The 21730-nt window shown below is 35.8% G+C and carries 18 protein-coding genes; 16 read left to right on the plus strand and 2 right to left on the minus strand.

Features of this window, described 5'->3' with window-relative positions:
- Positions 1-115: 115 nt before the first annotated feature.
- The 4 genes from FHY45_RS10390 to trhA all read left to right on the plus strand — a co-directional run bounded on the left by FHY45_RS10390 (position 116) and on the right by trhA (position 4401).
- On the plus strand, positions 116-601 hold the full coding sequence (locus tag FHY45_RS10390; RefSeq protein WP_066106986.1) for a DinB family protein: 486 nt from the start codon (positions 116-118) through the stop codon (positions 599-601).
- A gap of 564 nt (positions 602-1165) precedes the next feature.
- Complete coding sequence (locus tag FHY45_RS10395; protein WP_066106983.1) at positions 1166-1783, plus strand: 5'-nucleotidase, lipoprotein e(P4) family; 618 nt, start codon at positions 1166-1168, stop codon at positions 1781-1783.
- 445 nt (positions 1784-2228) lie between these two features.
- Complete coding sequence (locus FHY45_RS10400; RefSeq protein ID WP_180349951.1) at positions 2229-3689, plus strand: NAD(P)H-hydrate dehydratase; 1461 nt, start codon at positions 2229-2231, stop codon at positions 3687-3689.
- A gap of 67 nt (positions 3690-3756) precedes the next feature.
- Complete coding sequence (gene trhA / locus FHY45_RS10405; protein WP_066106977.1) at positions 3757-4401, plus strand: PAQR family membrane homeostasis protein TrhA; 645 nt, start codon at positions 3757-3759, stop codon at positions 4399-4401.
- Positions 4402-4459: 58 nt separating this feature from the next.
- On the opposite strand, the gene FHY45_RS10410 is transcribed toward trhA, so the two are convergent.
- Entirely contained in the window at positions 4460-5164 is a 705-nt protein-coding gene (locus tag FHY45_RS10410; protein ID WP_066106974.1) for a type 1 glutamine amidotransferase domain-containing protein, read from the minus strand.
- A gap of 535 nt (positions 5165-5699) precedes the next feature.
- On the opposite strand from FHY45_RS10410, the gene FHY45_RS10415 reads away from it, so the two are divergent.
- The 12 genes from FHY45_RS10415 (at position 5700) to FHY45_RS10470 (ending at position 20054) form a co-directional block, all read left to right on the plus strand.
- The gene (locus FHY45_RS10415; RefSeq protein ID WP_257469060.1) at positions 5700-6761 is read left to right on the plus strand and encodes a GntR family transcriptional regulator; all 1062 of its coding nucleotides are present in this window, start codon (positions 5700-5702) and stop codon (positions 6759-6761) included.
- A gap of 228 nt (positions 6762-6989) precedes the next feature.
- Positions 6990-8747 (plus strand): glycoside hydrolase family 2 protein, encoded by a 1758-nt coding sequence (locus FHY45_RS10420; RefSeq protein WP_066106968.1) that lies wholly within the window; start codon positions 6990-6992, stop codon positions 8745-8747.
- A 194-nt stretch (positions 8748-8941) separates the two neighbouring features.
- A complete protein-coding gene (locus FHY45_RS10425; RefSeq protein ID WP_066106965.1) occupies positions 8942-10201 on the plus strand; it encodes an extracellular solute-binding protein in 1260 nt (419 codons plus the stop codon).
- A gap of 115 nt (positions 10202-10316) precedes the next feature.
- Positions 10317-11249, plus strand: a complete 933-nt coding sequence (locus tag FHY45_RS10430) for a carbohydrate ABC transporter permease (protein ID WP_077248134.1) — start codon at positions 10317-10319, stop codon at positions 11247-11249.
- Positions 11250-11261: 12 nt separating this feature from the next.
- Positions 11262-12098 carry a carbohydrate ABC transporter permease gene (locus tag FHY45_RS10435; protein WP_066106962.1) on the plus strand — a complete coding sequence of 279 codons (837 nt, stop codon included), beginning with the start codon at positions 11262-11264 and terminating at the stop codon, positions 12096-12098.
- A gap of 17 nt (positions 12099-12115) precedes the next feature.
- The gene (locus FHY45_RS10440) at positions 12116-12535 is read left to right on the plus strand and encodes a hypothetical protein (protein WP_180349952.1); all 420 of its coding nucleotides are present in this window, start codon (positions 12116-12118) and stop codon (positions 12533-12535) included.
- A 683-nt stretch (positions 12536-13218) separates the two neighbouring features.
- On the plus strand, positions 13219-14511 hold the full coding sequence (locus tag FHY45_RS10445) for an ABC transporter substrate-binding protein (protein ID WP_139891829.1): 1293 nt from the start codon (positions 13219-13221) through the stop codon (positions 14509-14511).
- Between the two features lie 86 nt (positions 14512-14597).
- Positions 14598-15557: a carbohydrate ABC transporter permease gene (locus FHY45_RS10450; protein ID WP_257469024.1), complete on the plus strand. Its 960-nt coding sequence runs from the start codon at positions 14598-14600 to the stop codon at positions 15555-15557.
- Positions 15554-16396: a carbohydrate ABC transporter permease gene (locus tag FHY45_RS10455; protein WP_139891830.1), complete on the plus strand. Its 843-nt coding sequence runs from the start codon at positions 15554-15556 to the stop codon at positions 16394-16396. Before FHY45_RS10450 ends, FHY45_RS10455 begins: the two co-directional genes overlap by 4 nt.
- Before the next feature lie 89 nt (positions 16397-16485).
- Positions 16486-17490, plus strand: a complete 1005-nt coding sequence (locus FHY45_RS10460; protein WP_139891831.1) for a LacI family DNA-binding transcriptional regulator — start codon at positions 16486-16488, stop codon at positions 17488-17490.
- Positions 17491-17634: 144 nt separating this feature from the next.
- Positions 17635-18546 (plus strand): ROK family protein, encoded by a 912-nt coding sequence (locus FHY45_RS10465; RefSeq protein ID WP_139891832.1) that lies wholly within the window; start codon positions 17635-17637, stop codon positions 18544-18546.
- Positions 18547-18623: 77 nt separating this feature from the next.
- Entirely contained in the window at positions 18624-20054 is a 1431-nt protein-coding gene (locus tag FHY45_RS10470) for a glycoside hydrolase family 1 protein (RefSeq protein WP_373925471.1), read from the plus strand.
- Positions 20055-20356: 302 nt separating this feature from the next.
- Here the strand turns inward: FHY45_RS10470 and FHY45_RS10475 are convergent, their stop codons facing one another.
- Entirely contained in the window at positions 20357-21559 is a 1203-nt protein-coding gene (locus tag FHY45_RS10475) for an ROK family transcriptional regulator (protein WP_139891834.1), read from the minus strand.
- Positions 21560-21730: the final 171 nt, after the last annotated feature.

Below are 21730 nucleotides of genomic sequence, written 5' to 3' on the forward strand. Positions count from 1 at the left end.
TATGTTATCAGTCCAATAAGCCGTTTCACTTCTGTTTTTTTTCAGGAAAGATAGGGTATAAAGGATAGCAACCCATATCTTGTGAAGGGCAAAAAGAATTAGTGGAGGGGATTATATGGAAACGACTGGTATGCAAAAACAATTTGAGTTGACCAGAAGTAAGCTACAGGAAATTTTAGAGGATTTATCTGAAGCGGAGGCTGATCTTCAACCAGAAGGTTTTAATAATACGATTCGCTGGCAATTAGGGCATGTACTGGTAAGTGCGGAATCCTTCTTGTTTGATTATCCTGGCAGCGGTTCACCGCTTTCAGAGTTATATGGAGAATTTTTCAGAAGCGGAACTTCGCCAAAATATTGGCAAAGAAGTGCACCTTCTTTGAATGATATCAAGTCCAATTATCAATCTCAGGAAAAGAGAATTAAAGATTTACCGGAGGAATTCTGGAGAGAAGAGGTAACAGGTCCTCTTGCAAAGTTTGGTATTAAAACAAAAAGCGAATTGTTTCACTTTTTACTGAGCCATGAAGCGATGCATCTAGGTCAGATTCAATCATTAAAAAAATTAGTTGAACGACATAAGACTACTAATCAATATTAATAAAGAGAGCGGGGAAGTTGTCATACCCTAAAAGTTAGAGTAAAACTAACTTTTAAGGGGCGGTATCGCATTCCCCGCTTTTTTTATGTTTCTGTTTATTTATTAAGCAAAAGATCTGAGAAATTCTTTGCACCCGTATCTATAAATAGAACAAGAATGATACCGATCATCAACAAAATAAATGGTTTTTTAAACAAGAATATCACCCCTATATTTATGAATATTAGTTCTTATGAATTCTAAGATATGTATACCAATGGAGATAAATAGTTTTACAATTCGGCTCCTCATAATAAAGACCCTGATTAAAGATTAAAAAATTTCTGGAAAATAGGTTTATTCTGTAAATTCCGATTGATAAAATGTTCTGTTTTGCGGTTTCTTTGAGGATGTTTAGTAGTATTTTAATAAGAAAAAGAAAATTCTAAATCAATCAGTAAAGATCTCAAATGAGGTCTTTTTTTCGTATCCAATACCTACTTTATTTAAGCAGATTCGCTATTCCAATATAAATTTTTCATGAAATGAAAAGTCTTTGGAAAAACTGTTCGAGAGGTGATTGGAATGAAAAAGAATGGCATCAGAAAAGGAAGTATACTTATTACTGTATTTAGTGTTTGGATAAGCTTACCTATGAACTGGATAGAAGCTAGTCCGTATAAGAATCAACAAGAAGAAAATATAATGCACGTCCTTAGGTACCAACAATCTACGACTGATGCGTCATTTAGTAAAGGTTATAAAGTGGCTAAACATAGACTCGATCGAGCTCTGCAACAAAAGACGGATGAGGATAAAGCCATTATTTTAGATTTAGATGAAACCGTATTGAATAACCGCCCTTTTTTAGCTAAGTTGGCTCAAAAGAAAAGCTCCTTTAATGATAAAGAATGGGATGCATGGGTCTACCAAGCAAATGCCAAACCTCTGCCTGGTGCATCAGAGTTCCTTCAATATGCGGATATGAAAGGAATCCAAATCTTTTATGTGTCAAACAGGAAAAAACATTTATATGAGGCTACTGAAAAGAATCTGAAGAGGGCTGGATTACCGCAAACGGATCAAGGACATCTTATTTTACTGACAGATGAAGTGAATACAGAATCAAGAAGGAAAGCAATCGAAAAGAATCATAGCGTCATTCTGAACCTCGGTGATAATTTGATTAATTTTTCCAAGTAAATTGATACTTATGATCATCAAGAACGAATGCAGCAAGTTGGATAAAAGAACAGGCAGGAAATAAGTATAAGTGTTATCAACTTCATACAGGGGAACTGGAAAAAGGAGATACGTTATTTACTGGAAGTTGATGGTTAAACAAATGTCAGTTCCGATTGTGGAGCTGACTATTTTATTTTAAATCGAAAACTTATACCGGAGCTTTACCCCACCTATATCACACCTATCCCCGGTCAAAGGTGGCGTAAAGGTATGGGAAAGGTGGGAGAAAGGAGGAATCCCCTGGCTATGGACCATCTATGCCCCACCTATTCAACACCTATGCTACCTCTCTCCTAAACCTATATCTGATCAATAGATATCAGATCCCTTACCTTACTATATCGTTTAAATTTCCTATTCCTATTGTTGTATACTAAAAATATAAGAAGAGAGGTGGTCGATGATGAATATTTATTTTGCGAATGATATCAGAGAAGTCGACAGTAAAGCTGACGCGGATGGGCTATCCATCTTTGCTTTAATGGAAAACTCTGGACAGGCTTTGTTCAGAGAAGTATCCAGTTTAATTCAGAGGGAAGATGAAGTTGGAATCATCGCTGGGCAAGGAAATAATGGAGGCGATGCGATTGTCCTTGCGAGATTATTGCTGAATCACGGTTATAAGGCGACGCTTATTTTGCCGTTTGGATTGCCAAAGTCTAAAGTTGCGCAACAGCATTTTTCTTATTTTATTACTTGTGGATACCCATACACCCAAACGATTGAAAATGAATATGATGTTCTGGTAGATGGGCTCTTTGGAATTGGGTTTAAACCGCCGTTTTCCAGTCATGCGGATCGAGTGCTTGCCTACTGGAACCAATCATTGGCTCTGAAAATTGCGATTGATATTCCTTCAGGTGTTGAAGCAGATAGAGGTAATGTAGTGACTGCCTTTAAAGCAGATTACACATTATGCTTACATGGGGTTAAGCCTTCAGCTTTTTTAGTGCCTTCGGCTGAATACTATGGGACAGTCAAATCGTTGGATATTGGATTGGTACAGCAATCAGGCTGGAGAGTATGGACAGAGGAAGATGTTAAACAAACATGGCCTGCTTTACCAAATAATCCGCACAAAGGATCGTTTGGAACGGGCTTATTAATAGCAGGCAGTGAAGAGATGCCAGGCTGTGCAATACTGTCTGGTCTCGGTGCTATGCGTTCCGGTATTGGCAAACTGACTATCGCAACCGATAAAAGTGTAGCGCGAATTGTCTGTCAGAGACTTCCAGAAGCAACCTATTGGTATCACACGCTTCAACAATTAAAAGAAAATAAACAGCTATCCAGTATGAAAGCAGCAGCAATCGGTCCTGGTTTGGATTTGGATGAACAATTGGAGGATAAAGTTCAATTTTTATTGAATCAACCTGATTTGCCTCTTATTTTAGATGCCGCTGCCCTGCAAAAAAGAGAGTATCCAAAAGGGCGTCCGGCACCGGTCATTTTGACACCTCATCCCGGAGAGATGGCTCGAATTACAGGATTATCTTCTAGGTGGATCAATGAAAACCGCATTTCGGTTGCTCGTGATTTTGCTATTGAACATGAGGTAACAGTTATTTTAAAAGGAGTAAATACGGTTATCGCTTTTCCAGATGGAACTGGCTATATCAATCAAACGGGAAATCGCGGTCTTTCAAAAGGCGGTTCTGGAGACACATTGCTTGGAATTATTTTAGGATTACTGTGTCAATCTGAACCTTTCTCACACTATACAACAGCCGTGTCGAATGCGGTTTATCTTCATGGGAAATCGTCAGAATATTGGGCGATTGAACGTGAACCTAGCGCAATGCTAGCAACAGATATTATGGAGGTCTGGCCATATCTTTTAAAACAATTAAATCTTAAAAAATAGGTAGAAAGGTATTAATTTAGCAAAAAAACGGGAATAGACAAATAAAAACATGGAAAGGAGTCTCTTGATGAATCGAGTCTATACTTACACCAAGAAAGAAGAAGTCGTCAATGCGATTACGCATGGGATAGGAGCAGCTTTATCCTTTGCGGCCCTAATCTTAATGATTGTTTTTTCTATAACGAATGGAGCTGGCGATAGGCTATCAGTTGTTTTGGTCTATGGAATATCGATGTTGATGCTTTTTACATTCTCGACTCTGACTCATGCATTTCCTGAGGGCAAAGTCAAAGTGATTATGGAATTCTTTGATCATACCTCCATCTATTTATTTATTGCAGGAACGTATACACCGTATGCAATCATTGCAATTGGAGGGAAAACAGGATATGCATTATTGGCGATTATCTGGACGTTGGCAATAGCCGGAATTGTTTTTAAAGCCATTTTCCTAAGGAAATTTGTCATTCTCTCTACAATAATCTATATCATCATGGGCTGGTTAATTGTTGTAGCATGGGAGCCGTTAAAAATGGCAGTTCCTCCAACTGGATTAATGATGCTTGTGTATGGCGGATTATTATACACGGTAGGAAGCATCTTTTATGTATGGAGAGGGTTTCCATATCACCATGCGATTTGGCATCTGATGGTCTTGGTTGCTTCTATTCTGCACTTTTTATCTATCTTTTTGTATGTATTACCTATGTAAATTAAAAAAATGTCGATTCAATACTCCAACAAAGGTTTGGAGTTTGAATCGACATTTTTTAATATCTTTTTTGATTTTGTAAGAAATGTAACGTTTTCTCACCAACTGCTCGCGCGCTTTGTGGATTTTGTCCTGTAATCACTCGCTCATTTTCCACCACATGTGATGTGAAAGGAACGGTTGATTTTGTGAATTTTCCAGCTTTAGCGGTTAACTCATTTTGAAGCTTGAATGGTATTTTATGTGATGCAAACATGATCGTTTCTTCCATATTTGTATAACCGGTTACTGTTTTTCCTTCCAAGAGATGAGTCCCATCTGATAATACAACATTCAATAAAGCAGCAGGTCCGTGGCAAACAGCCGAAACGACACCGCCTTTTTCATATATTTCAGCGGTTAACTTTTGAATGCTGGACTGGTTAGGGAAGTCCCACATCGTTCCATGTCCGCCGGCAAAATAGATGCAGCCATACTCGTCAGATGTTATTTCATCGATAGAAGTGGTTTTATCCAATCTACTAATAAAATACGGATCCAGATAGTATTCCTTTGTCCTGTTATCCAGCAAGACAGGGAGAAGGCTTTTCGGATCAAGTGGTACTTTTCCTCCTTTTGTGGAAACTATATCAACCTCATATCCTGCCAATTTTAAACAATCATAAAAATGTACAAGTTCGCTTAACCATAAACCCGTTTTGTCTTTTTTATTTTTCATATATTCATGGCTCGTCACAACAGCCAATACTTTCTTTTTCGCCATTAAAAATCCTCCTATCTGTAAAGTGTAATTTTAACATAAATTGACTCTATTGACCTATTATTATGGTGTTGTGAAATAAAGGAAGGGGACGATGAAGTTTTTTACCACTTTTATTTGAGAGGATAGATTAGATATTTCAATCTATTATTTTTATTGAAAATTGGAGTTAGTGGATATGGATTTAAGGAGAGTTTAAGTTTAATTGTGTAAACCATACCATTGGTAAATGTGTTTTTATTATGAAAATCAAGATGCAGATAAAAATATATTTATGAACTTTTATAGACTTAATTATAATAGAATCCTTATTTATTATGCTTATTGATATTTGTTGATATTATTCGCAGTTTGTTTCTTTTTGTATTTTTAATTTATACACTGTAAACAAATGTACTATTGAGATTATCTTTTATATATGAATTAATATAATCCACTAAAAGGTGGTAAAATATACTAATGGTTAGTATGCTTAGTATATCAGTATATAAAGAATAAAGGGTGAGTTACGATTAAAAATGAGCCTCTGTATCAACAAATAAAAAATAAAATTAAAGCTCAAATACAAACAGGTAAGCTCCGGGTAGGTGATCGTGTTTCCTCTGAAAAAGAGTTGACGAAAGAATATCATGTTAGCCAGATTACAACTAAAAATGCGCTTGTTGGACTTGCTGAAGAAGGAATAGTAGAAAGAATCAAAGGAAAAGGTACGTTTGTTTGTGAAAGTTATTTAACCTCTTCTATTAATCAACTGAATAAACAAAAGGGATTAATCGCACTTATTCTACCAAATATGAAAACGAAGATTGAACAAGAGTTTGTTAATTTTATTGAGAGGTATGTTACAGAAAATGGTTATAAACTTATTATAAAAATTACAAGAGAGTCCCAATATGTTGAAGCGGATGCTATTGAAATGTTTAGAGAGATGGAAGTAAGCGGGATGATTATCTTTCCTACAGAAAAAGAAACATATAATGAGGCTGTCCTTAAACTGTCATTGGATAAATATCCTTTTGTATTAATTGATAGATATATGGAAAATATTTTAACTTATAGTGTAACCTCCGAAAATGAAGTCGGTACGTTCGAAGCTATTTCCTACTTATTAAATGAAGGGCACAAGAATATTGGGCTCATATCTCCGTTCATTACCAATACTGTAACTAATGAGAGATCAAAGGGATTTGAAAACGCTTTTCTAATTAAAGGGATTAAAATTGATAAGAACCAATGGCTTTTATTAGGATTCAATGATATTCAACCGAATATAACCCCAAACTTAATTAAGATTTTTTTATTAAGTAAGCCAGAAATTTCAGCTGTTTTTACAATGAATGCAGAATTAGCTCTTTATACTCATTTAGCAATCTGTTCTTTGAAGAAGGAATTAGGTCGAGAAATTGTATTGTTGACCTTTGATCCATCTGGTATAGCTGGAGTTCCATTTATAAAGCAAGATATTGATAAATGTAGTAAAAAAGCAGTTGACCTTCTTTTAGAACAAGTTAAGGGTACTTACAATCCAAAAAGGATTTATGTTCCTGTGCAATTTAATTCATGTGAAAATGTAGCACTGTTAGATACTCTATTAAAATAAACAAGTATTGGTTGATTAATAATGATATGTTGTTTAATTAATAGAAAGCAAACTATGTAATCTTTATAGACGTAGGTTGGTTCTTTTCTGCTTTAGTCTACTTATCTTAAGAAAAGTATATTTTATACTAAATTTAGTATATTAATGTTATTGAGCTTAATTTAAAATATAAATGTAAGCACTTACATTTTTTGAAATATTTAGATAAAATATAAAGGAGTTATTCAAATGACAGAAATATACATACCAAGAACTGAATATCCGCGTCCTCAGTTTGAAAGAGCGGATTGGATGAATTTAAATGGAGAATGGAATTTCAAATTTGATAGAGAGAATATCGGAGAAAAGGAAGAATGGTACAAAGAATCAAAGTTTGATAAAAAAATAATCGTCCCTTTTACATATGAAACAAAAGCCAGTGGTATTGGAGAGGAAAAATTTTGTCCGAATGTTTGGTATCAAAAAACAATCATAATACCTAAAGAATATGAAAATAAAAACATAATCCTTCATTTCCAAGCAGCAGATTATGTAACAAAGCTATGGGTTAATGAAATATTTGTTGGTGAAAATAAGGGTGGACAAATTGCATTTTCATTTAATGTTTCTGATTATTTAAGTGAGGAAAATGAATTAAACATTGTGGTTAAAAATGAAGACAGTCAAAGCTGCTTTCAACCAAGAGGAAAACAAAGGTGGTTAGATAATAATTTTGATTGTTGGTATGTCCAAACAACTGGAATTTGGCAAACGGTATGGCTTGAGTTTTTAAATGAAGCGCATCTCCAGTCAGTCAAAATAACTCCTGATATAGATACAGAATCAGTTGAATTCGGGTTTGAAGTTTCAGGTGACCTTGATCAGTCCTTAGTATTAAGAACATCCATTTATTTTGAAGGTCAGCTAATAAAGCGTTTTGAAGAAAGCGTATATCGACCACATTTTATGACTACCATGAATATTGCTTGTGAGTCTCATAAATGGAGAATAATGCATTGGAGTCCACAATCTCCTAATTTATATGATGTTGAATTTACATTGCTTGAGAACGAGAAAGTAATAGATTATGTAAAATCATATTTTGGGATGAGAAAAGTGTCTATAGAGAATGGGAATGTATTGTTAAATAATACACCAATTTATCAAAAACTTATATTAGATCAAGGTTATTGGGAAGAGTCATATTTAACACCACCTTCAGATGAAGCAATCATTGAAGATATTGACCGAACATTAGAAATGGGCTTTAACGGAGTTAGAAAGCATATGAAAGTCGAAGATCAGCGATTCCTATACTGGGCTGATAAAAAAGGACTGCTAGTCTGGTCTGAAATGGCTGCAACCTATGAGTTTTCTGATGGGGCAATTCAGAATTTTACAGATGAATGGATTGAAGTTGTTAAGCAGCACTATAATCACCCGTCCATTATTACTTGGACTCCGTTTAATGAATCATGGGGTATAAAGAATGTTTTTACAGATGCAAAACAGCAAAATTTTACAGAAGGTATCTATCATCTTACAAAAGCGATTGATAGCATGAGACCTGTTATTGTAAATGATGGTTGGGAGCATACAGTTTCAGATATTCTGACTCTTCATGATTATGTGGAATATGGTGAGGAATTTATTGGACGATATAAAGACAAAGAAAAAGTTGTGAATAACAAGATAGCATTTAATAATTCTAAGTTTGCAATGGCAAAAGGATATGAATATAAGGGGCAGCCAATCATTATTAGTGAATATGGTGGTATTGCCTTTGATTCTGAAAAAGGCTGGGGCTATGGTAAGCAAGTGAATAGTGAAGAAGAATTACTACATCGTTATGAATCTATTACTCAAGCTATTAAAAACACTCCATATATTAGTGGTTTTTGCTATACGCAAATTACCGATGTGCAGCAAGAGGTGAACGGTTTACTAAAGGAAAATCGGGAACCAAAAGTAGATTTAAACAAAATCAAGACAATAAACAATAAATAAGACTCAAATTGATAACTGTATGTACAACGCCCTTGATGAAAACTTATAGGAAGTCAGTTAAAGGGATAAAAATAGTGAAATTTAAAATGTGTACTAACTATTCATTAAACATTATTTAATTGATGGGAGGTATTGATTCGCTTTTAAGTATTAGGAGCATGTTTTATCTTCTGAAAAAATTAGGGGGGAAACTAATGAGAAAAATATCGCTATTAACATTGTCTATTCTTTTTCTAGTTATGACGGCATTGACAGGTTGTAGTTCATCTAGTTCAGGTTCAGAAGGTTCATCTAAAAATGAAATTGTCTTTTGGAATCCATTCACAGGGCCAGATGGTGAGAATATGAAGCAAATTGTGAATGATTATAATAAGACAAACCCTAAGTTCAAAATTAAGAATGTATCAATGGTAGAAAATGATATGTATACCAAGATTCCAACGGTAGTAAACTCTGGAAAAGGTATTCCTGATTTAACCGTAGTTCATGCTGAGAGAATTAAACAATTTGTAGATAATGATATGTTAACAAAGTTTGATGATGTATTGACTGATCATCCTGAAATTAAAGCAGAAAACTATGTAACAGCAGGTTGGGACATTGGTAACCTTAATAATAGTAGATATAGTGTGCCATTAGATGTGCATAGTTTTGTAATGTATTATAATAAAGATTTGCTGGAAAAATATGCACCTAATGCACTTGATGATAATGTTATAACTTTTGATGAAGTGAAAAAAGCAGGAGAATTGTCTAAAAAAGACAAAATTACTGGCATTGGAATCACTTGGACACGTCCGATCTTTTTATCCATTTACAATCAATTCGGGGGAGACATAACTAGTGATGGTGAAGCTCCTACTATTGATACTCCAGAAGCTAAAGAAGCATTACAATTATTAAAAAGTCTTGTAGACGATAAAATTGCTAACAAGGATGGAGAAGATCCAGGCCAGTTATTCAAATCTGGTAAAGCTATTTTTTATCCAGAAGGTATCTGGATGCAAAATAGTATAAAAGATGCTAAGAAATTAAACTGGGGTTTAACAAACTTCCCTCAGCTTTCATCTGATAAAATTGTAAACTGGACGTCTTCTCACCAATTCGTCATGTTTAACAGCAAAGAACGTTCAGACGAAAAGGCAAAGGGGATAGTTGATTTCCTAGATTTTGTGAGAGAAAATTCACTTCCATGGGCTAAAGCAGGACAAAATCCTGCAGCTTTAGAAACCTTAGAAAATCCTGAATATAAAGAATTGCCTCAGGCTTTCTTAATTGAGAACCAAGAAATGCAGCAATCTCTTAAAATCTTTGATTATAAGTACAATGGTTTTGTAGTCGAAGAAGTCGATAAATTGGTTGGCGATGCGATTTATGGGAAATTAGATATCGATAAAGGGTTGAAAAATGCTCAAAAAGCAGTTGAGGATAAAATTTCAACTAATAAAAAATAATAATAATGGAATTAATTGACAATAAAAATCGATCTTTCACAATTAGAGAGAAATCCTTATCCATATATAAGGATTTCTCTCTCTATTCGATATCTAAAGAATAGGGGTTAAATATATGAACAATCCTGGAGTGAATAAAGAATTAAAAATGTCAGCAGGTATAGAAAAACATTCGAAACAAAAACATTTTAATTTTTCTCCGTTTCTATACATTGGGCCACATCTAATAATATTTGCGATATTTTTTCTTATTCCCACTTTATATGGTATTTATATTTCATTTACGAGCTGGGATCTAATCGGAAAGCCGGAATTTGTTGGATTTGCTAATTATCAAGAAATATTATTTAATCAAGATTCAACATTTTACGATCAACTACGTACTGGATTAGGAAACACATTCAAGTTTGTGCTTTTTACAGTTCCTGCTTGTATTATTGTTCCTTTGCTTTTAGCTGCAGGTCTTAACACAAAACCAAAGGGGATGAAATTTTTTCAGGCATTGTTTTACATGCCGACTTTGTTTTCTGTTTCTGCCGTAATGATTATTTTTTCAATGCTTTTCAGTGTTTCTTTTGGCCCAGTTAATCATTTTCTAAATGTTGAAACAAACTGGTTAGCGACCCAGCCATATGCCTGGATTGCATTAGTTACTGTAACGGTCTGGTGGACAATCGGTGCAAATATGATTATTTATCAGGCTGCTTTAAACGGTATTTCAAAAGATTTATATGAGGCAGCCTCAATAGATGGAGCAAATAAGTTTCAAAGCTTTTTTAGAATCACTCTACCAAGTATAAGATCTCAAATATTATATACAGTTGTTATTACAACAATCGCACAATTTAATGTATATGGACAACCACTTATGTTAACGAAAGGTGGGCCAACTAGCTCAACTTCCGTATTATTAATGTACATACAAGAAAATGCATTTGGTTCTGGAATTTCTATTGCTGGTATCGGAGCGGCAATGGCTGTAATTCTCGGTTTATGTATTATGGTTGTTTCTGCCATTCAATTCTTCTTTTTAAGACAACGTGATTAGGAGGTCCTTGTTTTGGGTAAAAAAGGTATTTCAAAAATTGTTGGTTTAATCTTTTTACTGATAATGGCTTTTATATGGATTGTCCCTGTCTTGTACACATTCATTACGTCTTTCAAAAGTGAGGCAGATATTCAAACAAATGCTTTTACAATCCTACCGATTAATTGGGTTATTGGTAATTACCAGGATGTACTTTTTAATAACACGAGTGCACCAGTTGCAAAATGGTTTATGAACTCAATGATAATATCGCTATCACAAACAGTATTAGTACTTGTAATTGTTTCATTAGCTGCATATGGATACTCAAGAATGAAATTCAAGGGAAGAGATACCATTTTTATCTTTTTAATGGCAACGATGATGTTTCCAGCTGTTGTAAACCTTATTCCGCTTTATAAAATTATGGACACACTAGGTTGGGTAAATAATTATTTAGCTGCGATTGTACCGGGGGCAGCAGGAGTATTTAATATCTTCCTTGTAAGACAGTTTATGCAAGGAATTCCTATTGATTTTGATGAATCTGCGAGAGTAGATGGAGCTTCCGATTTCCAAATATTTTTTAAGCTGATTTTACCACTAATAAAACCGGTATTAACAGTTGTAGCGTTATTTACATTTACTGCCTCCTGGAATGACTTTTTATGGCCATCCATTGTGTTTAATGATGTTGAAATGATGCCAATCACCCCGGGATTACAATTACTACAAGGGATGTATCAACTCGATGTGGCGCATGCTCTAACGGGAGCACTTGTTGCCATTATTCCAACATTTATCCTTTATTTATTTACACAAAAATACTTTATGGAATCAATGTCCTTGTCATCTGGAGTTAAAGGATAATAGAAGGAGGTTTAATGGTGAATCGAAAGCTAGAGAGAAGATTGGTCATGGTCGGTTCTATATGGCAGATCGTTTCAGGTCTCCTTACTATTTTTGTTTATGCTTCATATATAAAAAATGAAGGATTAAATTCTGATTATAATACTCTAGCAAAACTTGAAGCGGCACAATCTATTTTTGGTAGTTTATATATGTTCTCGGTTAGCTTCGGAATGCTATTTGTTATATCAGGGATTGTAAATTTTGTTATGGCAAAATTATTAAAGGACAATCAACTAGAAGTTAAAAAGCCTATCTGGTTTATCTTAATAGGGGTTACCTCCTATCTAGTAATGGATCTGTTAGGGTCCTTAATGTTTTTATCGGCAGGAATTTTAGCATTAGCCAAAAACAAATCGATATCAAAGATCGTAAACAATCAATTTCAAAAACAATAATTTATCTAATAAGTTGATTCTCTCAGTTAGGATAGTTAGGGTCCTAGTTCTTTAGAATGGGTATAACTTCTAAATTGTAATTTCAAAAGGTGATCAAATCCCATTTAGTTAATTGATTGGTAACCGTATTAAAAAGTATCTAATCTGATAGCATAAAAATTTTAATGATAAGACTGTCATCTAGATATTAATTCTTTAATGGCTTGCCCGTGCGGTAAGTCGTTTTTTTTTTTTTTTTTGTGAAATAACCTGTTTACATCTATGTTATTTTTGAGGCATACAATTAGATGTAAGGGTGATTGTGTTTCAGTTTATGAATACCCAGAATGGGAAGAACAGGTACCTATATAGAGAAATGTTAAGACCACTCCCTAAAGGGTCTTTGGTAAGTTATTTAATAGAATTAATTACGAAAGCGATTTCCAAAATATTGGGCGATATTCCCAATAAATGGTTGATTTTTCAGAAAAATCGATTTATAATCACTAATGAAAGCGGTTTCTGTTCTCTGATAATGACATGATTTTAATCTTTTTGGAAACCGGTTTCTAAACGGTGGTGCTATTATCATTTTTTTAAAGATTAATATGGTAAAGGGGGCTGGGTAGCACAGAATCAAAATTTACCTTTATGCATCATCCATGGATGATGGTCTGACCAAATTATTATAGGGGGTTTTACAATTGAAAAGCTTAAAAAAATTGGCTGCAATCGGATTATCAACGGTCCTGGCGCTGTCGTTGGCAGCATGTAATGATGAAAAGACTTCTTCAAACGGTGGTAAAAGTGGGGAAAAAGTTACCCTGGATTTCTGGACATTCGGAGCTACGAATTATGAGGATCTTGCGAAGGAATATGAGAAGGAAAATCCTAACGTTACCATTAAAGTAAGAGCAGCAGAAACAGCAGATCATCATGATGCTTTATTCACCGCTTTATCTGCTGGAAGCGGAGCGCCTGATATCACGATGTTGGAAATTGACCAATTAGACCGTTTTAAAGCAGCACAGGATCGCTTTGAAAACTTGTATGATCTTGGTGCAAAAGATATTCAAGATCAGTACTTAGATTGGAAATGGAAAACAGGGGAGAATGATAGTGGGGATTTCTTGATTGGTCTGCCAACAGATATTGGACCGAAAGCCTTGTACTATCGTGCAGATTTATTTGAAGCTGCAGGTCTTCCAACAGATCCTGAAGAAGTAGCCACACTAATTAATTCACCAAAAGCTTTTGAAGAAGCTGGTGTGAAAGTGAAGGAAAAAACAGGCAAGGTATTCATAGATAGTATTGAAATGGCATTCAGAGCTTACTTGGATGGTGCAGAAACAACATTCCTTAATTCTAAAGGGGAGTTATTGATCGAAGAGGATGGTAATGCCGTTAAAGAAGCTTATGATTATGCTGTGAAATTGAACGAAATGGGTATTGTTGGTAAATTTGAAATGTGGTCACCGGAGTGGGCAAATGCTGTAAATAAAGGTGAATTTGCTGCTGAATTAGGTGCTGGCTGGTTAAAAGGCTGGATGGAAGGGAATGCGCAAGAAGCTTCCGGTAAATGGAGAGTTGCGACATTACCATCTGAATTTGCGGCAAACTGGGGTGGCTCATTCATCTCCATACCAAGCGAAACAAAAAATGCAAAAGAAGCATATAAATTTACTTCATGGTTAGTTTCTCCAGACAATCAACTGAAATCCTTCCAAGACAAGGGACTTTTCCCTTCCGCACAATCTGTATATGAAATGGACGCTTTCAAAACAAACGAAGATGCCTTCTTTGGCGGACAGGCAACAGCACCGGTATTTGCTAAAGCAGCACAAGATATCAGTGGGGCTGTTTATAAAGGGGAAAAATATTTCCCAATCTATTCAGAAGTACTGAATGGCTTAAAGAACGTTCAAAATAAAGGAACGGATCCTGAAAAAGAATGGAAAGCCGCTGTTAAACGCTCCAAAGGCTTATTAAACCGGTAATTTCAATAGATTACTAATAAGGTGGGAATCGGCGTGATTTTCATGGGAACGCCGCTCCCATCTTTGATGGGAAAAGAGGTGTAGAAATGGATCCAGTGAAAGCGAATCCTAGTATGAACGAAATCAAAGTTAAAAAGAAGCGAGCTAGATCTGAGGCAAAAAAAGATATGTATTCCGCTTATTTATACATTGCTCCTTTCTTTATCATTTTTGCGATTATTGGTTTATATCCTATGATTTTCAGTATTTATTTAGCATTTCAAAAGTGGAACGGTCTCAGTCCCATGGTCTCAGTGGGGTTGGATAATTTTAAGGTTGTTTTAACAGACCCTCTATTTTGGAAGGCTGTTTATAATACGATTGTTATGGGAATTATGGGCACGGCTCCGCAAATTGTGTTTGGAATCATTTTTGCTTATCTGTTAAATCTAGCCTTCCTAAGATTTAAAAACTTCTTCAGAGTCACTATTTTTATGCCTTATATTACATCAATGGTTGCGGTAGCCTTGATTTTCAGTGTGCTGTTTAGTAATCATGAATCCTCATTAGCCAATTATGTTCTAAGTTTAGCGGGTCTTGATCCAGTAAGCTGGGCAAGTTCAGAATGGGGAACGAAAATTGCGATATCCATTATGGTCTTTTGGCGATGGGTTGGCTATAATACGATCATTTACCTGGCAGGAATACAGAGTATTCCCAATGAACTATATGAAGCTGCCACGATTGATGGGGCAAATAAAACCCAACAATTTCGTTATATAACCATTCCCTTGTTAAAACCATTTATTATACTTACGGTCTTTACTTCTACGGTTGGGGCTTTGCAGCTGTTTTCTGAGCCTACTATATTTATGGGAACAGGTGCCTTTACAAGGGATGAGGCTATGACGATTGTTATGTACCTGTATCGTGATGCCTTCAGATTGCAATCCTTTGGTACTGCTTCTGCAACAGCTATTATTTTGCTGGTATTAATCTCAGTGATTGCAGCAATCAATGTATACGTAACTTCTGGAGTTGGAAGAAAAAGGAGGGGTGGGCAATGACTAAAAATAAAAAAGTAAGGAAATTTTCCATAAGCAAACTATTAGTTTATGGCTTATTGGGCATCTCCTCCTTATTATCCTTGTTCCCGTTTTATTGGATGTTTGTAATGGCGACTAGTCCAAGCTCGGCCTTTAATTCGATTCCTCCCACACTTACACCGGGGAATATGTTAGTTGAAAATTTTAAAAAGGTATTAAATCAAATTGATTTCTTCGGTTCGATGTGGAACTCATTTGTCATTTGTGCCATTGTAACAATCGTTGTTCTATTCATTAGTTCATTGGCCGGTTTTGCCTTTGCTAAGTTTACGTTCCGGGGAAAAAATGTACTATTTATCGCGATTTTGCTAACGATGATTATTCCGCCTCAATTGGGTTTAATCCCTCAATATTTCCTTATATCAAAGGCGGGCATGCTTGATACTTTACCAGGTGTAATGGTGCTGTTCTTTTTAAATCCTTTGGGTATCTTTCTTATGAGGCAATATATTAGTAAATCGGTTCCTGATGAACTTATCGAAGCAGCAAAATTAGATGGCTGTTCTAACTTTAGAATTTATCGCAGTATCATCGTGCCGATTACGCTTCCTGCATTTGCAACTTTGGGTATTATTGTCTTTACGGCAGTATGGGGTGAGTTCCTATGGCAGTTTACCGTATTAAGGGATCCGGAAAACTATACGATTCAGGTAGCATTGGCTCAATTAAGCAATACACATAATGTGGACTTTGGAATGATTATGTCAGGTGTATTTTGGGCAACAGTGCCGTTATTACTAGTATTCTTATTTTTCAATAGGTTGTTTATTTCGAGTATTACTGAAGGCTCAGTTAAATAAACATTCCTTCCAAATTTATGCTTAACTATTGAAACTCCTATTAACCTAAAAATGGGTAACCAAACTACTCGAATTTAGAAGGGATTAACATGAATTTAACGATTAAAGATATTGCACAAATGGCCAATGTATCTCAAGGCACAGTTTCAAAGGTAATCAATAATTATGAGGGAATAAGTGAAAAAACGAAAAAAAAAGTGATGGATATTATTAACCAAAGCGGTTATGAACCTAACTTTTCTGCCAGATCCTTGGCAACGAAGAAGTCAAATCTAATTGGGTTGATTTATGCCGGAAGAATTAATGTTGATATGACCCACCCTTATTTTAATGAGGTTATCTCTTCATTTAAAAAGAATATAGGTTTACTGGGATACGATATTTTAATGTTTTCAAACGAACATTTTCAGTCGGATAATGGAAGTTATTTAGCAAGATGCCGGCATTTTAATGTGGATGGCTGTTTAATTATTGCAGGTGAAGAGGTGGAGGAATCTACCTATGCTTTAGCTTTAGCCGGCCTGCCCTGTATCGGAATCGATATTGAATTAAAAGGGCCAAAGGCTAGCTATATTATGACTGATAATTTGGGCTTGTCGAGAAAAGTGGTGGAATATCTGTATCTTCATGCTATTAAAAAAATCGGTTTTATTGGCGGTATATTTGATTCTCCTGTTTCGATCTTTCGCAAAAAGGGTTTCCTGGAAGCACTGAATCAATTTGGACTCGAAATTTGTGAGGACTGGATTCAATACGGTGATTTTCATGAGGAAAGCGGGTATGCGGCAATGAAGAAAATCCTGCGATCTAAAACGCTGCCAGAAGCAATTTTTGCGACATCAGATATGATGGCCCTCGGAGCTTTGCAAGCTATTAAAGAAGCAGGCTTAAGCTGTCCAGATGATATCCGGTTAATTGGCTGTGATGATATTGCAGCCTGCCGTTATAGTTCTCCAAAATTAACAACGGTGAAACAGGATAAGGAAAAGTTCGGTAAATTATCCGCCTATATGCTCGACGATTTAATTAATGATAGATCCCAATTAAAACCGGTATTTATTGATTCCGAGTTAATTATCCGAGAATCCTGTTGATCAAAGTTTCATAGACTTCGAGGTTCACAGAAGCTGATAAATTCTGATGTTTTCGATGTATGAAGCTATTTTATAACCCATAAGAAACACAGATATATTGGATATGATAATTGTATGAAAAATTGGGTTGCTGGAGGTTATATAGTGAATTACTATGCGGTACTTGATGTTGGTGGTTCTGCCATTAAATATGCACTTATGGATGAAACGGGTTGTTTTATTGAAAAATCCTCACTTCCAACTCCTAAAGAGAGTCTTACTGAATTTATAAATACAATTGATATGATCGTGAAGGATTTTAAAAATAAATATGTGATAAAAGGTCTGGCGGTGAGTATGCCTGGTGCGGTAAATATTGAAACCGGGATCATAGAGGGGATCACGGCACTCCCTTATATCCATGGCCCTAATATAAAAGAACTCCTTCAGGAACGGACAAATTTACCGGTAGAATTGGAGAATGACGCTAATTGTGCTGGTTTGGCGGAGGGCTGGATTGGTGCAGCAAAGGATGTACAGGATTATCTTTGTATAGTGATTGGCACCGGTATAGGCGGTGCCGTCGTACTCGATAAAAAAGTTCGGCATGGGAGAAATGGGTTTGCTGGAGAATTCGGATATATGAAGATGGAGGGCTATTTGGGAACACAACCAGCAGAAACCTATAGCACGTTGGCAGCCGTAGGAGGCTTGATCAAGCAGGTTGCTAAACGAAAAGAGAGAGACCCTGATACTTTTACCGGTAAGATGATCTTTGAGCTTGCTGAACAGGGTGACACAGAGGTACAGGAAGAGATTGATAAGTTTATGCGTCGGCTTGCTGTTGGCATATATAATCTACAATTTATTCTGGATCCGGATAAGATTTTGATTGGCGGCGCTATCAGTAATCGCGAAGGATTTATCGACAAGATTAATGAAACATTAAACGAAATGAAATATGAAACAGATGGATTAACGGTCAAAGTTGAAAAATGTCAGTTTGGAAATGATTCGAATCTAATTGGTGCTTTGTATCATTTTTTACAGCGGCAGAAGGACTCCATTTTGGTTTAAAGCTAGATTGTGAGAAGGTCTAAGTACTATGGTATAAAAAAAGGCAACATTCAGACGGAAGGGAGACTAAAACGATTATGTATAAAACATTAAAACCGTTTCCGGCAGACTTTTTATGGGGAGCTGCTTCTGCTGCCTATCAAATTGAAGGTGCATGGGATATAGACGGAAAAGGGGTTAGTAATTGGGATCAATTTGTACGTATCCCGGGTAAGACATATAAAGGGACGACGGGAGATGTTGCAGTAGACCATTATCATCGTTATAAGGAAGATGTCCGTTTAATGGCAGAAATGGGGTTAAAGGCGTACCGTTTTTCTGTATCATGGCCGCGTATTTTTCCAAATGGAAGAGGTGAGATCAACGAGCAGGGACTCGCCTTTTATGATGATTTGATTGGTGAGCTGCGCAAATATCAAATTGAGCCTATCTTAACCTTGTACCATTGGGATTTACCACAAGCACTTCAGGACGAATATGGCGGATGGGAGTCCAGAAGAATCATAGAGGATTTTACGAATTATAGTGTGGAATGTTTTAAACGCTTTGGAGACCGTGTGAAGTACTGGGTGAGCTTAAATGAACAAAATATTTTTACTCGCCATGGATATGACCAAGGGTCCCATCCACCGGGTTTAAAGGATACGAAGTTATTTTATCAAGTGAATCATCACGCAAACCTGGCCAATGCCAGTGTCATCAAAGCATTCCGTCAATATGTCCCGGATGGACAGATTGGTCCGAGCTTTGCCTATGGTCCAGCTTACCCAGCATCTTCAAAGCCGGAAGATATTTTGGCTGCTGAGAATGCAGAGGAACTGAATAGCCATTGGTGGATGGATATATATACTTTGGGAAAATACCCGAAGGCAGCGTGGAACTACTTGGTTGAAGAAGGTCTTGCTCCTGAAGTGGAAGAGGAGGACTTTCTCTTATTAAGAGAAGGTAAGCCAGACTTTATGGGCTTAAACTATTATCAAAGCTCGACTTTTGAAGTTAATCCTTTAGAAGGCGGGGTGAGTGCCGGTGAAATGAATACAACGGGAATCAAAGGCACATCAAAGGATTCTGGAATTCCAGGACTATACAAAACTACGAAGAATCCAAACCTTGAACGGACGAATTGGGATTGGGATATTGATCCGCAAGGACTGAGAACTGCGCTGCGCCGAATCACAAACCGATATGATTTGCCGATATTGATAAGTGAAAATGGACTCGGTGCATTTGATAAGGTAGAGGAGCATGACCAAATCCATGATGATTACCGGATCGAGTACCTTCAGGCTCATGTGAAAGCAATTCAAGACGCCATTTCTGATGGTTCCGAAGTGATTGGCTATTGTGTCTGGTCTTTCACAGATTTACTAAGTTGGTTGAATGGTTTCCAAAAACGCTACGGGTTCGTCTATATTAATCAGCACGAAGAAGGCACGCATGACTTACGCCGTATCAAAAAGGATAGCTTCTATTGGTACAAGCAAGTCATTGAATCGAACGGAATTTAAGGGAGCGGAGGATTACCTTCGCTTTTTTCTTATGGTTATATTTTAAAAATTGCTGATCCGCTAGGCTAAGATTCATCTTTCATTATTTGGGATAAAGAGGGGGACTTTCCCATAAGTACCTGTTTCAATTTTAGGGACAGTATTATTTTTATACAAAACCAGAAGACTCATTTTAAGATTCATCATGGTGAACCGTACCATAAATAAGTGAGGTTTTATAAATCCGCAAGTTTTGTCCACTAAAAGAGGCAGTGTTGAACTGCCTCTTTAATTAAGTATGATCTATTTCTAAACTTTCCTTACTAGCTTTTTATTTTACCCTTTAACAAAAAGTTGGAGATAGCGAGACTGCATGCTCCAAGAGCGCCATTTATATCGGAATATTGTTTAAATGCAATGTCCCAAGTATGGCTGAGGGGAAGTAGAATGTTATTTTGATTTAAATAATGGCTAAGCAGATTGTTTAATACGGGTTCGTTAAATAGCTCTCCGTGTAAAATGATTTTATTTGTATCAATCAACATCGGTAAATTATTGATTGTAATAGACAGGTATTTAATGGCGTTATTAAGGATGTTGGTGACTCCTTCGTCTCCCATTTTATAAGCACTTAAAATGGTTTCAATTGTAATGCTTTGTTTGTCTGGGGTTAATTGACCTAAAAACGTTGTATTCGAACTCTCATAAAGTATGCGGGATTTTTTTATAATCCAAGCCTCACTAGCGTATGTCTGCAAGCAGCCCCTTTTTCCACACTCACATAGTTCTCCGTCTGGGTGAACAATCGTATGACCTATTTCGCCTACCAAAAATTTGTTTTCTCCATAAGTATGTCCCTCATAAATATAAGAACAGAACATCCCTCTACTGACATGAAAGAAAATGAAATTATCATCTTTATGATTCTTGCTGAATAGTCTCTCCGCGTTGGCCATACAATGAACATTATTTTTAAAGTAGATTGGTAATTCTACATTTTCCAGTATAAGTCCTAGATTAAAGTTTTTCCAGTGTGTATTGTTGCTGTAAATGGTCTTACTTTTATCATTAAAATGTCCAGGCAATGCAATTCCGACGGCCTTTGGCTGATAGCTGTGATGACAATGAATAAAATGATTTAACTCCTCTATAAAATGAGCTTCTGTTAAAGCATCATTTTTATTTCCTGCATTAAACTTAATTACCTTCTCAGCATAGATTTTTCCGATATTATCACTTAGGCAAAACGAAAAATATTTTTCAGATAATTCACATCCAATATAAAAACTGTGATGTGCGGCAATATCTAAAAGAATCCGTTTACGTCCCGATTTATTATTTTCAGAAGAGTCTTCTCCTAATTCATAAATTAGGTTTTCTTTAAGTAAAGATCCAGTTATCTCACTAACTGTAGCAGGGGTAATACCTGTATGATTTGAAATCTCTATTCGTGAGATAGGACCATGGACATAAATTTTATCTAAAATTTTAGTACGCAGTTCTCTTTGTTTAGTTGTGAGTGTCATGATAATCTCCGTTCTTATTCTTATCTTAATTAATTATAAATTATAATTAATTTACTATTTAAAATCAATTTTTAAAAAACTTTTTCTTCCTTTATATATGGAAAGGTAAATGTGCGAAGTAAAAAAATACTAATACTATCAATAAATTGAAATTTCTTGATTGACAAAAGC

The organism is Bacillus sp. D386 (assembly GCF_006346415.1).